Source organism: Bacillus cereus group sp. MYBK227-1 (genome assembly GCF_051916325.1).
Lineage (GTDB): Bacteria > Bacillota > Bacilli > Bacillales > Bacillaceae_G > Bacillus_A > Bacillus_A cereus.
Genome location: NZ_JBQAGK010000002.1, coordinates 106,472 through 120,674 on the forward strand (window position 1 = coordinate 106,472; position 14,203 = coordinate 120,674).

A 14,203-nucleotide genomic window follows, 5' to 3' on the forward strand; every position below is an offset into this window, starting at 1 on the left:
ATCGTTAAGAATTAGGGAGGGTACAAAATGAAAAAGAAACAAATGAAAAAACTAACAGCAGTTGTAGCACCGGTTTTAGCAATGAGCATGGCGTTAACAGCATGTTCTACATCAGGTGGAGATAAGAAGACAAGCACAAATTCTAGCTCTAGTGGAGATAGTAAGTCAGGGGAAAAATTAGCAGCAAAACAAGTGTTAAATCGAACAGTAACACAAGAGATTCCGACGATGGACTCTTCAAAATCAACTGATACAGTATCTTCACAAATGCTAGGTAATACGATGGAAGGGTTATATCGTCTTGATAAAGACAATAAGCCGATTCCAGCAGCAGCAGAATCTAGCACGAAAAGTGAAGATGGTAAAAAATATACGTTCAAACTACGCAAAGATGCAAAATGGTCAAATGGAGATCCAGTAACTGCGAAAGATTTCGTATACGCTTGGCAACGTCTATTAGATCCAAAAACAGCTGCTGAGTATGCATTTATCGCATTCCCGATTAAAAATGCAGAAGTAGTAAATAAAGGAGAAAAACCTGTAACTGAATTAGGAGTAAAAGCAGTAGATGATCTTACGCTTGAAGTTGAGTTAGAGCAAGCAGTACCGTACTTCTTAAACTTAGTAGCATTCCCATCATATTATCCATTAAATGAAAAGTTCGTAAAAGAAAAGGGCGAGAAGTTCGGTTTAGAGTCTGATACAACTGTCTATAACGGACCGTTCGTTCTTAAAGATTGGAAGCATGAACAAGGATGGCAATTAAAGAAAAATGATCAATATTGGGATAAAAAGACTGTGAAACTGGAAGAAGTTAACTTTAGTGTTGTTAAAGAGGCTGCGACTTTAGTCAATCTATATGATAGCGGTCAAGTTGACTTTGCTTTATTAAATGGAGAGTTCGTTGATAAATATAGAAGCAAGAAAGATGAATTTGGCACATATTCACAAGTGAGTACGTATTTCATTCGTATGAACCAAAAACGTGATGGACAAGACACGCCATTAAAGAGCAAAAAATTACGTGAAGCAATTGCGCTATCAATTGATAAAAAGAATTTAGCAAATGTAATTTTAAATGATGGATCAAAAGAAGCTGACTTCTTAGTACCAAAAGGGTTAGCAACTGGACCGGACGGTAAAGATTTCCAAGAAACATTTAAAAACGGTTTGAAACCAAATCCTAAAAAAGCTGCTGCAGCTTGGGAAGAAGCGAAAAAAGAACTTGGAAAAGATCAAGTTACGATTGAATTCTTAAACTACGATACTGGTAATGCGAAAAAAGTTGGCGAATATATTAAAGATCAGATTGAGAAAAACCTAAAAGGTGTAACAGTTAATATTAAACTTCAACCATTTAAGCAAAAACTAAAATTAGAAACTGAACAACAATATGATATTTCGTATGGCGGATGGAATCCGGATTATGCAGATCCAATGACGTTCTTAGATATGTTTGAGACTGGACATTCTCATAACCAAATGAGCTTCTCTGACCCTAAATATGATGGCATGGTGAAAAAAGCTGGAACGGAATTAATGAGCGATGCGAAAAAACGTTGGGAAGAGTTAGGAAAAGCTGAAAAAACATTACTTGAAGAAGATGTAGCGATTGTACCTTTATATCAACGTGGAGATTCTTATGTTTTACAACCAAATGTAAAGGGAGTAGTAAAACATAATATCAGTCCAGAATTTAGCTTTAAGTGGGCATATGTGACTGAAAAATAATAGAGTTGAAAAAGCATTTAAAAGTGGCTTAGCTACCTTTAAATGCTTTTTTTGTGAGCTTAAAATACTAATTTTTAGTATGGTTAAATAGAGGAGAATAAGGTGTATAGTATGTACATATAGTAGATGGGGGATAAATCCTACTAAAATAAAAAAGTCAGAATATTTAAAATAAAACTATTTACAAATGCGAAAAAAAGAGTAGAATAACATTAGTTGTAATTTTCTGAAAAAATGAATCTTTAGTAAGGGGTCTCTCAAGGGTTGGTAATGTACATATAATTAGGGAGGGTACAAAAATGAAGAGAAAAAAGATGAAAAAGTTAACGGCAGTTGTGGTACCAGTTTTAGCGATGAGTGTTGCATTGACAGCATGTTCTGGGTCAGGTGGGGAAAAGAAAACGACTACTACATCAAATAGTGGGGAAGAAAAAAAATCTGATATTAAATATGCAGCGAAACAAGTATTAAATCGTACGGAAAACCAAGAAATTCCGACGATGGATACTTCTAAATCTACTGATACATTAGGTGCGCAAATTTTAGGGAACACGATGGAAGGCCTATATCGCCTTGATAAAGATAATAAGCCAATTCCTGCTGCTGCAGAGTCTAGTACGAAAAGTGAAGATGGTAAAAAGTATACGTTTAAACTGCGAAAAGATGCAAAATGGTCAAATGGTGATCCTGTAACAGCGAAAGATTTCGTTTTCGCATGGCAGCGCTTACTTGATAAGAATACTGCGGCAGAATATGCATTTATTGCTTACTATATTAAAAATGCAGAAGCGATTAATAAAGGAGAAAAACCTGTAACTGAATTAGGAGCGAAGGCGGTAGATGATTACACGCTAGAAGTAGAATTAGAAAAACCGGTACCTTATTTCTTAAATTTATTAGCATTCCCATCATACTATCCATTAAATGAAAAATTCGTAAAAGAAAAAGGTGATAAGTACGGTTTAGAAGCAGATACAACTGTGTATAACGGTCCATTCGTTATGTCTTCATGGAAACATGAACAAGGTTGGCAGCTGAAGAAAAATGATAAGTACTGGGATAAAAAGACTGTGAAATTAGAAGAAATTAACTATAGTGTAGTAAAAGAGGTTGCAACGAAAGTAAACTTATATGATACAGGATCAATTGATTTTACATTACTATCAGGAGAGTTTGTAGATAAATATAAATCGAACAAAGAAGAATATGGTGAGTATGCGGAATCAAGTACATTCTTCTTACGGTTAAATCAAAAACGTAACGGACAAGATACGCCTTTAAAGAGCAAAAAACTACGTGAAGCAATTGCATTATCAGTTGATAAAAAAGGATTGGCAAATGTAATTTTAAATAATGGATCAAAAGCAACAGATCAATTGGTTCCAAAAGGGCTTGCGACAGGGCCAGATGGTAAAGATTATCAAGATACATTTAAAAATGGTCTGAAATATAATCCGAAAAAAGGAGCAGCAGCGTGGGAAGAAGCGAAAAAAGAACTTGGAAAAGATCAAGTTACAATTGAATTGCTAAGCTATGATGATGGAACTGCGAAAAAGATTGCTGACTATGTAAAAGATCAAATTGAGAAAAATTTAAAAGGTGTAACGATTAATACAAAAATTCAGCCGTTCAAACAAAAATTAAAATTAGAAACTGCGCAAGATTATGAAATTTCTTATGCAGGTTGGAGTCCAGACTATGCGGATCCAATGACATTTATTGATATGTTTGAATCGAAGAGCCCGTACAACCAAATGAGTTATTCAAATCCAAAATACGATGAAATGGTAGGAAAAGCAGGTAATGAATTAATGAGTGATGCGAAAAAACGTTGGGAAACGTTAGGGAAAGCTGAAAAGTTATTCCTTGAAGAAGATGCAGGGTTAGTTCCTTTATATCAAACAGGAAGATCGTACGTAATGAAACCGAATGTAAAAGGAATTGTGAAACATAACATCAGTCCAGAATATAGCTTTAAGTGGGCGTATGTAACTGAGGATGGCGGAAAAAAATAAAGTGAAAGCATTTCAAAAGTGGCTGAGCTGCTTTTGAAATGCTTTTTAGTATGCATAAGGGAATAAATCTCGTTAGCCTATTGAGAATCGGGTAGGTAATTAGGAAGGTTCTATCGGAGGAAAATAGAGAGGTCAGTAAGTAGTAAGACAGATGAATGATAGTAAGAGACCTCATGCTAATAAGAAAAATATAGAACGTAGTAATAGATTGGAATAAGGGGAGGGATGTTTACATATAGTAGACGGGGGATAATTCATATAGTAGTTAAAACAACAAGTTACTATAATAAAAAAATAAATATTTAGAAAATTTACAAAAATACTTTACAAAATCTAAAAAAATAGTAGAATATTAATTAATAAGAATTTTCTGATAACGAAAGTTAGTAGAGAATTTCTAAATGTTAATATCGTACATATAATTGGGGAGGGTACAAAAAAATGAAGAGAAAAAAGATGAAAAAATTGACAGCCGTCGTAGCACCAGTTTTAGTAATGAGTATGGCATTAACAGCTTGCTCTGGATCAGGAGATAAAGAGAAGGCAAGCACAACACCGAAAAGTGGTGAAAAAGAAGGTGGAAAATTAGCAGCTAAGCAAGTATTGAATTTAACAGAATCCCAAGAAATTCCATCTATGGATTCTTCGAAAGCGACAGACCAAGTATCGTTTCTTGCTTTAAATAACGTAATGGAAGGTTTATATCGACTTGATAAAGATAATAAAGCAACACCAGGAGTTGCTGAATCATATAAAAAGAGTGATGATGGTAAAAAATACACATTTACATTAAATAAAAATGCAAAATGGTCAAATGGAGAGCCTGTAACAGCGAAGGATTTCGTGTTTGCTTGGAAACGTGCGGTAGATAAAAATACAGCAGCAGAATATGCATACATTATGTTTGATTTGAAAAATGCACAAGCGATTAATGAAGGAAAAGCTGAACTAGATACGTTAGGAGTAAAAGCTGTAGATGACTATACGTTAGAAGTAGAATTAGAAAATCCAGTTCCTTACTTTGTAGAATTAACTTCATTTGGAACATTTTATCCATTAAACGAGAAATTTGTAAAAGAAAAAGGAGAAAAGTACGGTTTAGAATCAGATACGACGTTATACAACGGACCGTTTACATTAACAGACTGGAAACATGAAGAAGGTTGGAAGTTAAAGAAAAATGCACAATATTGGGATAATAAAACAGTTAAGTTAGATGAAATCAACTTTGACGTAGTAAAAGATAGCGGTACACGTGTTAACTTATATGAAAGTGGACAAATCGATCGTTCAGGACTTACATCTGAATTTGTTGACAAATATAAATCAAACCCCGACTTCTTTACACAAAAAACACCGTCAACATATTTCTTACGCTTAAACCAAAAACGTGGTGGGCAAGATACAGTGTTAAAGAGCAAAGATCTACGTTTAGCGATTGCACAAGCGTACGATAAAAAAGGCTTAACGAATGTAATTTTAAATGATGGTTCTACACCTGCAGATTATTTAGTGCCAAAAGAATTTGCTAAGAGCCCAGATGGAAAAGACTTCCGTAAAGAAAATGGAGATATTTTAAAAACAGATGTGAAAAAAGCAAAAGAGCATTGGGAAAAAGCGAAAAAAGAGCTTGGAAAAGATGCAATTACAGTAGAACTATTAAACTATGATGGTGATGGTGCGAAAAAAGTAGGAGAATTCTTAAAAGGAGAACTTGAGAAAAACCTACCAGGTTTAACGGTGAATTTGAAAAACCAGCCATTTAAACAAAAGTTAAAATTAGAATCAGATCTAGATTATGATTTATCTTACGCTGGTTGGGGGCCTGACTACTTAGATCCAATGACATTCATTGATATGTTTGTTACAAATGGCCCTCATAACCAAACAGGATATTCAAATCCTAAATATGATGAGATTGTACAAAAAGGTAAAGGTGAGCTATTAACGAAAACGAAAGAGCGTTGGGATAGCTTACTGAAAGCGGAGAAAATGTTATTGGAAGATGCAGCAATTGCACCATTATATCAACGTGGTGATGCTATCGTTCAAAGACCTAAAGTAAAAGGTATTGTTCACCATCCAGTTGGTGGAGACTACAGCTATAAATGGGCATATATTACAGAGGATAAGTAAGATGAGGGGCGTACAATACGCCCTTTTTTCTATGCACTTTTCTTCCTTGCTCGAATATATAAAATAAAAAAGGGAGAATCCCATGAAGCGAAACACATACATCGATTTCCTAGCTTATTACGGAATAGGAAGCGCTCATCCTGGTGGCTTTACGTTAACAAAACAATTGTTAGCACAACTGCCTTTTAAATATGGAGCGAATGTCCTTGAGATAGGTTGCGGTACGGGGAAAACAGCGGCATATATGACAAGGGAATTTGGTTATAAAGTAACAACGGTTGAAAAGAATGAAATTATGATTCAAAAGGCAAAAGATAGATGGTTGTTTGAAGGGTTAGCTATACAATTAATTGAAGGAAATGTGGAGCATTTACCGTGTTTGAATAACTCATTTGAGTTCGTACTTGGAGAATCAATCATCGCTTTTACAGACAAAGAAAGGGTTATCTCGGAGTGTTATCGTGTATTACAGCAGGACGGTAAGCTTGTTGTCATTGAAATGATTATTGATAGGCACATTGATAAGGGTGAGGAAGAAAAAATCGCCCAATTATATGGTATGAAAGAATTATTAACGGAGAATGAGTGGGTACAATTATTTCAGAAAGCAAATTTTAAAAGAATTACAATTGCTGGCGGTGGCACGATTGCAGAAACGATCTCTGGCTATGTAGAAGAGCCAGAATGGAATGTATCCTCACATATTCCGAATGAGTTATATGAGGCGTGGGTACAGCATGAAAATATACGGCTTATGTACCAACACATTTTAGGGCATCGTATTTTTATATGTGAAAAATAAAGAAAAAGAGTTGGCTAAAGGTAGCCAACTCTTTACTATGTTAAATGAAAAATAATGCAGCTAATGTAATTCCGAAGATGAAACCAAATCCGAGTTCAACACCCCAGCCACAACTGCCGCCTCCCCAGCCGCCGCAACCACAACTACTACAACCACGACCACCACATCCGCAGCTGCTGAATCCACCACCGCATCCGAATCCACAACTATCACACCTGCTAAGGCCTCCACAAAGGTCACAACCACCGTTTGCATAAGCGTCATAGTAGCCGAATCCTGAATCAAAAGATGAGCGCTGTTGCACCGGTTCAATCCATACAGAGCTTTGTGTCACATCGATTATTTTCCCTAAATGTATACGGCCATCACGGTCTTCAATCCGAACAACTTTTCCGAAGTAACGTCGGCATGTATCATAACATTTTTGTCTATGCATGTTCTTTCCTCCTTCCGCATTACAGTAATACGATATGTAAGGGGGACAAGTGCGGCTTGTACGAATGCCCTATCTATCATAATTGTTATAGGAAAGGGGAAATATAAGAAGAGGATATATAAGGAGGAAAAGGCATGAAATCTACAGATCAGTTTCAGACATACGAAGTACCGTGGGAAGAATTTATTGAAGCGTTGCGAGAGGAAATGAAGAAGCAAGTAGGGGCAGATATTATTGATACAGTAGTTTGCAATTTAGAAGATGGTTTTGAAGTGTATACATATGTGCAGGGGGATTTAGATTTTGAATATAAGGAAGCGCTTGAGAGAAAATACGGAAGTGATGCGAAGACACCTAATGTGTTAACGATAATGTTATTAGCTAGTATTTATAATACAAGTGAAGAGAATATACGCTTGCATGCGGATCATAAAGAGAATCCGATTGTTGAAGTGTATGTAAAGCAAGGAAACACGCTGTGAAAGGCGTGTTTTTTAATTGTATGATAAAATGTTAGAAAATTAAGAAAGAAGGTGATGAATTGGGAATTAAACATCTTAATTTAACAGTTGCAGATGTAGTAGCTGCAAGAGAGTTTTTAGAAAAGTATTTTGGCTTAACTTGTAGTGGAACAAGGGGGAATGCCTTTGCAGTTATGCGTGATAATGATGGATTTATACTAACGTTAATGAAAGGAAAAGAAGTTCAGTATCCAAAAACATTTCATGTAGGATTTCCACAAGAAAGTGAAGAACAAGTAGATAAGATAAATCAAAGATTGAAGGAAGATGGATTTTTGGTCGAGCCTCCTAAGCATGCCCATGCGTATACGTTTTACGTTGAAGCACCTGGTGGATTTACAATAGAAGTGATGTGTTAAGTTAAAAATCAAACTTTTTGTCATGTGTTTTTAAAATAAAAAGTAGGAAAAGTCTGTTTTAAGCGTGGAGCTTAAACAGGCTTTTTTACTTATATAATTGGATAGAGAATGCTAGAAGGAATATTACCAAGTGTATGATCTGTTTACATAATAAAGTTATGGTGGGTTAGTTGTCCTAAAATACAAGTCATATATCTTGTTTCCTCTCATAAATTTAAACATAGGAATTTGTCTACAAAGGTGGCGAAGCCTCATCATGAAAATTCGAATTTGTGCCACATTCATGTTGTTTCTATTTATATGGTTACATCCTTTTTGGACTTTTGCAAAAGGAGAGGAGGCAAAGGAAAGGGTCGTTTCACTTGTATATGATGATTCGGGCAGCATGAGAAATAACGATCGCTGGAAATATGCCAATTATGCTTTGCAAAGTTTAGTTGCGCTATTGGATGAAAAAGATAAATTTTCTTACGTTCCAATGAGTAAGCCGAATGATCCATTAAACATTTCGTTAACGAAGGATAAAAGGCAAACAGAAATTGAGGGAATTGGAGCATGGAAAACGTATTTAAATACTCCATTTAGCGCGGTAAAAACGGCGATGCAATCTATAAAAAAGGAAGCAGATATAGATGGAAAACGTGAATTTTGGCTTATTGTATTAACTGACGGGGCATTTAATGATTTAGAGAAAGATAAGGTTGGCGGAAAAGAACAAATTTTGCAGAAATTAGCCCAGTTTAAGAAAGAAATGGATACAAAAAAGATATCGTTACATCCAGTCTTAATTACGATGGAAGAAGATTTAGGACAACAAGAAAAAGAACAACTAAATACGTTCAAGGAAATATGGAAGAAAGAGATAAATGGTGTTACGATGCCGTCAAGCGGAGAAGATGGCATTGTAAAAAGTGTAAATCAAGTGGCAGCATTAGTTGCAAATCGTGATCCATTCTCCTCTGTTGAATCGATTGTAAAAACGAAAGTAGTGGGGAAAAGAGTAGAAATTACAACACCATTTCCGTTAAAGCGTATGACGCTTGTACGACAATCGCCTTCTCTGCCCGATTATCAGGTCACACAAATTTCTAAACCATTACAATTACAATCTTCTTTTTCCATACATGCACCAGGAGAAGCAAAATTGTTCGGAAATATAGTTCATATAAGTACGGAAAATGAGGAAGTTATTAAACCAGGAACTTATACGATAGAAGTGGATCAGGACATTGAGAAAGAAGGACTACAAGTATTAGTTGAACCAGCGCTTAATTATACGGTTTCTACTTATGACAAAGATGATAGTAGTCAAAAAAATGTAGAGAAAATGTACGAAGGTGTTACTGCTGTTATTGAAGCAAAGCCTACGGAGTTGCCAGTTCAGTCTTCTTACTTTCAGGCAGAAGTAGAAATAGATGGAAAACAATATGCAATGAAGTGGAACGATAAAAGGCATGTGTTTTATTACGAAACGAAGCTTGGTAAAGGATTAGTACGCGGGAAAGTTCATATGAATATAAAGGGGTTTTATAGACAGACGAAAGAATTTAAAATTGAAACAGCTGAGAAACCGAAATTATCACTTCAAACTGTTACAAAAGATTATGAAGAAAAAGTGACAAATTTAGAGAATAGTAAACCATTTGTTTTACAACCACAGTTAGATGGTAAGTTAATGACAGAAGAAGCTGTAAAAAAACTATTAAAATCTACTGGTGTCACATCTAAACAATCAATCAATTATGAAATAAAGCAACATGGAAATCAAATCTATGTTTATCCTCGTCCCTATTACTCCGACACATTTAATTTTACAGATACCGGCACCGTAGAAGCTACCATCGTAATGCAGGATTCAAAGTTACAAGAAGTAAAGAAAAACATAACATTCCATATTCAAGATGCTCCGTTTTATGAAAAATATGCGCTTATTTTTAAGTTTGTCATTCCTATCACTTTATTACTGCTAGTAGTAGGAATCATTGTTTTAGGATGGATTGTTCGGCCAAGATTTCACCGGAAAGCACTACTGTATTATGAATGGGATCAAGAGGTAGCGAAAGATTGGCTATATCAATCTGAACCAGAATTACTTCGAAATAAATGGTGGAACCATTATTTTGGTATCCCATTTAGAGCAGAAAGAAAAACCGTGCAATCCGTTACGTTTATAGCGAAGAAAGGTTCGAAATCTGTCTTTGTAGCGAAAGAATCACAAGTAGTTGGAATGATTATTGATGGAATGTTTATAGCAGAGGATGAAGTAGGAATGGAACATAAGACACTATATCCAAATGAACTTTTACTAATTGATAGGGGATATGGTAAAGAGATTTACAAGTACGAATGTGAATAGTAGGTAGGGATAAGAAGGGGATGGAGTATTAATCCTCTTTCCCTTTTTTCCAACAAGCAAGAATAGGAAGGTGGTTCACATGACATTACAAGTTCCAACAATATTAATTGGTTTAGGTGGAATCGGTAGTACTGTGACGCATCAAATATATGAAAAACTGCCTGAAGAGCGCCGGAAAAAGGTAGCAATGCACGTATTTGATACAGATGTGAATACATTAAGTAAATTCGATCATATTCGAAAGTTTAAGACACAAACAAGTTCTAGTAAAACGCCTAGGGAGTATATTGCGGGAGATCCAACGATCCCAGAGTGGTTTCCGATGGATCCGACTATACTTGATAAACCATTAACAGAAGGAGCAGGACAGTTACGCGTCATTTCACGTTTAGCGTTACGTGCTGCGATGAAAGAAGATAAATTGACGTCTTTTTGGCAAGAAATCGAGAAAATTTTTCCGGTTACAAGTGATCAAACGGAATATGGTGTGCGTGTCATTATAGTAACATCACTAGCAGGCGGAACAGGTTCAGGGATGTTTCTGCAAATTGCTTTATATTTACGTGAAATGCTTCGGAAGAAATTACAGCATCATAACATTTTAATACGCGGTGCGTTTTTAATGCCGGATGTTTTAGTAAAGACGAGAACGGTTAGCGCGAAAGAATTTGAAACGGTGCAAGCAAATGGCTATGCATCGTTAAAAGAATTACATGCTATTACGCTCGGGTCTACTGGAGAATTATCAAAACGCGGCGGTGTAACAATTGAATTAGAGTATCGCCCTGATCAAGTAGATGAAGACGGAAGAACGAATCATACAATTAAACAACATCATTTACCGTACAATTATTGTTTCTTATACGATTACGAAAACCTACATGGACACCATTTACACAATTTATCAGACTATATGGAACAGATGGCAAATACAATTTATTTACAGTTATTTAGCCCGATGTCCACAAGTCATTTTGCACAGGAAGACAATCAAATTCAGCAATTAGCAGAATCAAGCGGAAAAGGACGATATTGCGGGGCAGGAACAGCAAAACTCATTTATCCATATGAACATGTGTTAAAATATTGTGCTTTAAAATGGGCTGTGCAAGGTTTAGATGAATCGTGGCTTCATTTAGATCAACTGTTTCAAGAGAAGAAGCAAAGATACGATCAAGATGTAAAACGTGGGATGCAACGTGAAAAGCCGGAGAGAGGTAAAAGTTATTTAGAGGACTTGGAGCATCTTGCTACCCGTCCAGAGCAAGCTCATATTTTCTATAGACAAATGTACAATGAAACACGTGAAGGAGCAGAGGGTGGTAAGCTCGGAGTTGCGAAATCAAAACTGTTTTTAGAAGCTGTAGAAAGTTATGTACAACGAACGGTGCAAAAAGATGAGGAATTAAATCGTCTGCAACATGAGTGTAAAATTTCAGCTACGAAACTGAAAATGATGGAACAAATGAAGGGTGAAGTGGCAAGAGTGGATCATGCGGTTCGTTTATATGCGTATGCGATTCCGAGCCGGGTACATGAACATGTAACGACACTTTTATATGACATGATTGAATCAGACCGCTTTTCACCAAGTGGTTCTGAAGGGCAGTCCTATCAATTAAATACATGGTTTTTAAAGAAAACAGATCCCGTTCACCCAGTAGCAGCACGTTTTATGTTATATGAAATTCGAAAGCAGTTAGTAGAAAAAATGAATCGACTACATGAAAATAATGAACAAAAGCGTAATGTAATTCAAAATTACGATAAAAAATTTAATGTGGGTAATATTGATGGAACGGTAACGGCTGTACGCCGAGTAGAAATTGCTCAACAACAAGGCTGGTTCGGAAAAATGATTAATAATCAGCAACGTTTATTCAAAAGAGAATTTGAAGACATCGTAACGCAATATGTACACAAATTAAATGAATATCGAAAAGAAATGCTATTAGAACTTGTATATCAATCGCTATATCAAGCAGTTAATAAAATGATTCAATATTGGGAAAGATTTTTTGATAATTTACATGAAACACGTGAAAATTTACTGTTTGAAATCCAAAAGCGCAGTAAGGAATTTGAAGGGAAAACAAACCCGACGAATGTATATGTATTAGCTGAGGAACAGCTGCAAGAAAAGATATGGCAAGATATGCAGCAACATTTAAATTTAGGTGTACTACCGAAAGATATATCAGCGGAAATTTATATGAGTTTGTACGGGGAATATTGTCGTGATGCGAAAACAGAAGAGATTCAGTCGAAAAAGGTAGAGGATTTCTACCGAGAACATATACTGAGCTATTGTTATGACGAACTGCAAGTACGCTATCGTGATAAATTAGAACTGAATATTATTGAAGCGTTGCGAAAAGAAGCAGATTATAAGAAAAGTGATCGCGATGAATACGTTCGTGAAAAAATTGAAGACCTGTTCCATTTAGCGAGTCCATTCGTTCCGAAAGTTGCTCATCATAGGGAATTACAATATTGGGGTATACATCCTTCTTTAAAGAAAGAGTTGCAAGAGGAATTAATTCAAGAAATGTTTAAAGAAAAAGATACAGTACATGAAGCCTTTTCGCCATTTGAAGTGATCTGTTATCGAGCGCATTACGGCTTATCGCTGCAAGACTTTCCTAAATTATCATCAGGACATATTTCAAATGGATTTATGAATGATAAAGGTGACTATTTCCAATCGTATTATCGCCGTGTAAACAAATTAAATAGTAAAAAATCTAGTTTAACGCCGCATTTAGATAAGTATTGGCACTTACCAGCCTTTATGCCAGATTTAAACGCGACTCAAACAAAATTAGATTATGATAAATGTAATCGTGCATTACTATACGCATATATGTATCGCTGGATTAGTTTAGTTGCTGTTGATGGACAGTTTGTGTATCAATATAACGGTGTAGGCCGTAGCTTTTTAATTCAGTCGATGGGGAAAAATATTTCAAGCGAAAGTTATAAATTACACAGAGCGTTGCTTCATAATCCGTTTATTTATGAAAACATCTTGTCACGATTTGAAGAAGAGCAAGAAAAGGCGATGATACAAGGTGGACATTTATATACACATCCGTTCGTATTAGGAGCCCAAGATGTAAGATGGCTTAGAAAAGAACATGTCCACAATCTTTTAGATATGATTTTAATGTATGACCGTGAAGCGAAGTATGATCCGACGTTAGAAGAAACATCAGATGAATTATTAAGACTATTCCTTGATGAAATCGAGTTGTATTTCCAGAACTATTACGGTACAGGTGCCGATATGGTGGCAAAGAAAGAGAAAGAAATGTTTATTAAACAATTGTGGGATCGCTCGCATGCAAAAGGATATGTAGATCCAAATAGCGCTCCGTATAAAAAATGGCAAAATTTATTAGGTGTTCAAGATGAAGAAGAAATGTCAAAAACGAATGTATAATGAATGAAAAGGGAATCCTTAAAAGTGGCAAGACAACTTTAGAAAAGAGGGATTCTGATGCCGTTTTTAGGAAGTGTATATCAAATATTTGGGTTATATCCGGAACTTTATTATGGGATGATTTCAGCGGAGCTGCAAGAGGAAGCTCAGAAGGAGCATCTTGAAACTAGTAGTGCAGAAGCTGAAGCGGAAGAATAAAAAAAGTGCAGATGAAAATCTGCACTTTTTTGTTAGTATTAAAATGGTAAAATAACCTCAAATGAATTATTATTTTTAAATAATAATTCATTTGAGGTTATTATGATTTTCATTGCATTGTATGCAATGAAAATTGTATGAAAATCAATGTAATAAAATGTGTATGAATATTAAGGTGGAAAACAACAATGTTTTTGAGAAAATAAT

At 35.5% G+C, this 14,203-nt stretch carries 10 protein-coding genes; 9 read left to right on the forward strand and 1 reads right to left on the reverse strand.

Going from position 1 to position 14,203, the window contains the following annotated elements:
* The first annotated feature begins 27 nt into the window (after positions 1 to 27).
* From ACTFRM_RS07715 to ACTFRM_RS07730, 4 genes are all read left to right on the forward strand, one after another.
* Positions 28 to 1,731, forward strand: coding sequence for a peptide ABC transporter substrate-binding protein (locus ACTFRM_RS07715; protein ID WP_000730167.1), 1,704 nt, complete (start codon positions 28 to 30; stop codon positions 1,729 to 1,731).
* Positions 1,732 to 2,030: 299 nt separating this feature from the next.
* Positions 2,031 to 3,746 (forward strand): peptide ABC transporter substrate-binding protein, encoded by a 1,716-nt coding sequence (locus ACTFRM_RS07720; RefSeq protein ID WP_000823467.1) that lies wholly within the window; start codon positions 2,031 to 2,033, stop codon positions 3,744 to 3,746.
* A gap of 441 nt (positions 3,747 to 4,187) precedes the next feature.
* Positions 4,188 to 5,882, forward strand: coding sequence for a peptide ABC transporter substrate-binding protein (locus ACTFRM_RS07725; protein WP_440043160.1), 1,695 nt, complete (start codon positions 4,188 to 4,190; stop codon positions 5,880 to 5,882).
* An 82-nt stretch (positions 5,883 to 5,964) separates the two neighbouring features.
* A complete protein-coding gene (locus ACTFRM_RS07730; RefSeq protein ID WP_000828243.1) occupies positions 5,965 to 6,684 on the forward strand; it encodes a class I SAM-dependent methyltransferase in 720 nt (239 codons plus the stop codon).
* Positions 6,685 to 6,724: 40 nt separating this feature from the next.
* On the opposite strand, the gene ACTFRM_RS07735 is transcribed toward ACTFRM_RS07730, so the two are convergent.
* Positions 6,725 to 7,120: a hypothetical protein gene (locus tag ACTFRM_RS07735; RefSeq protein ID WP_033695952.1), complete on the reverse strand. Its 396-nt coding sequence runs from the start codon at positions 7,118 to 7,120 to the stop codon at positions 6,725 to 6,727.
* Positions 7,121 to 7,254: 134 nt separating this feature from the next.
* Between ACTFRM_RS07735 and ACTFRM_RS07740 the strand changes: the two genes are divergently transcribed.
* The 5 genes from ACTFRM_RS07740 (at position 7,255) to ACTFRM_RS07760 (ending at position 13,996) form a co-directional block, all read left to right on the forward strand.
* Positions 7,255 to 7,602, forward strand: coding sequence for a hypothetical protein (locus ACTFRM_RS07740; protein ID WP_000842902.1), 348 nt, complete (start codon positions 7,255 to 7,257; stop codon positions 7,600 to 7,602).
* Between the two features lie 59 nt (positions 7,603 to 7,661).
* Entirely contained in the window at positions 7,662 to 8,000 is a 339-nt protein-coding gene (locus ACTFRM_RS07745; RefSeq protein WP_000511515.1) for a VOC family protein, read from the forward strand.
* Positions 8,001 to 8,256: 256 nt separating this feature from the next.
* Positions 8,257 to 10,356 (forward strand): vWA domain-containing protein, encoded by a 2,100-nt coding sequence (locus ACTFRM_RS07750; protein WP_440043161.1) that lies wholly within the window; start codon positions 8,257 to 8,259, stop codon positions 10,354 to 10,356.
* Between the two features lie 79 nt (positions 10,357 to 10,435).
* Positions 10,436 to 13,798 carry a tubulin-like doman-containing protein gene (locus tag ACTFRM_RS07755; RefSeq protein ID WP_440043162.1) on the forward strand — a complete coding sequence of 1,121 codons (3,363 nt, stop codon included), beginning with the start codon at positions 10,436 to 10,438 and terminating at the stop codon, positions 13,796 to 13,798.
* Positions 13,799 to 13,855: 57 nt separating this feature from the next.
* On the forward strand, positions 13,856 to 13,996 hold the full coding sequence (locus ACTFRM_RS07760; protein ID WP_001116194.1) for a hypothetical protein: 141 nt from the start codon (positions 13,856 to 13,858) through the stop codon (positions 13,994 to 13,996).
* Positions 13,997 to 14,203 lie beyond the last annotated feature (207 nt).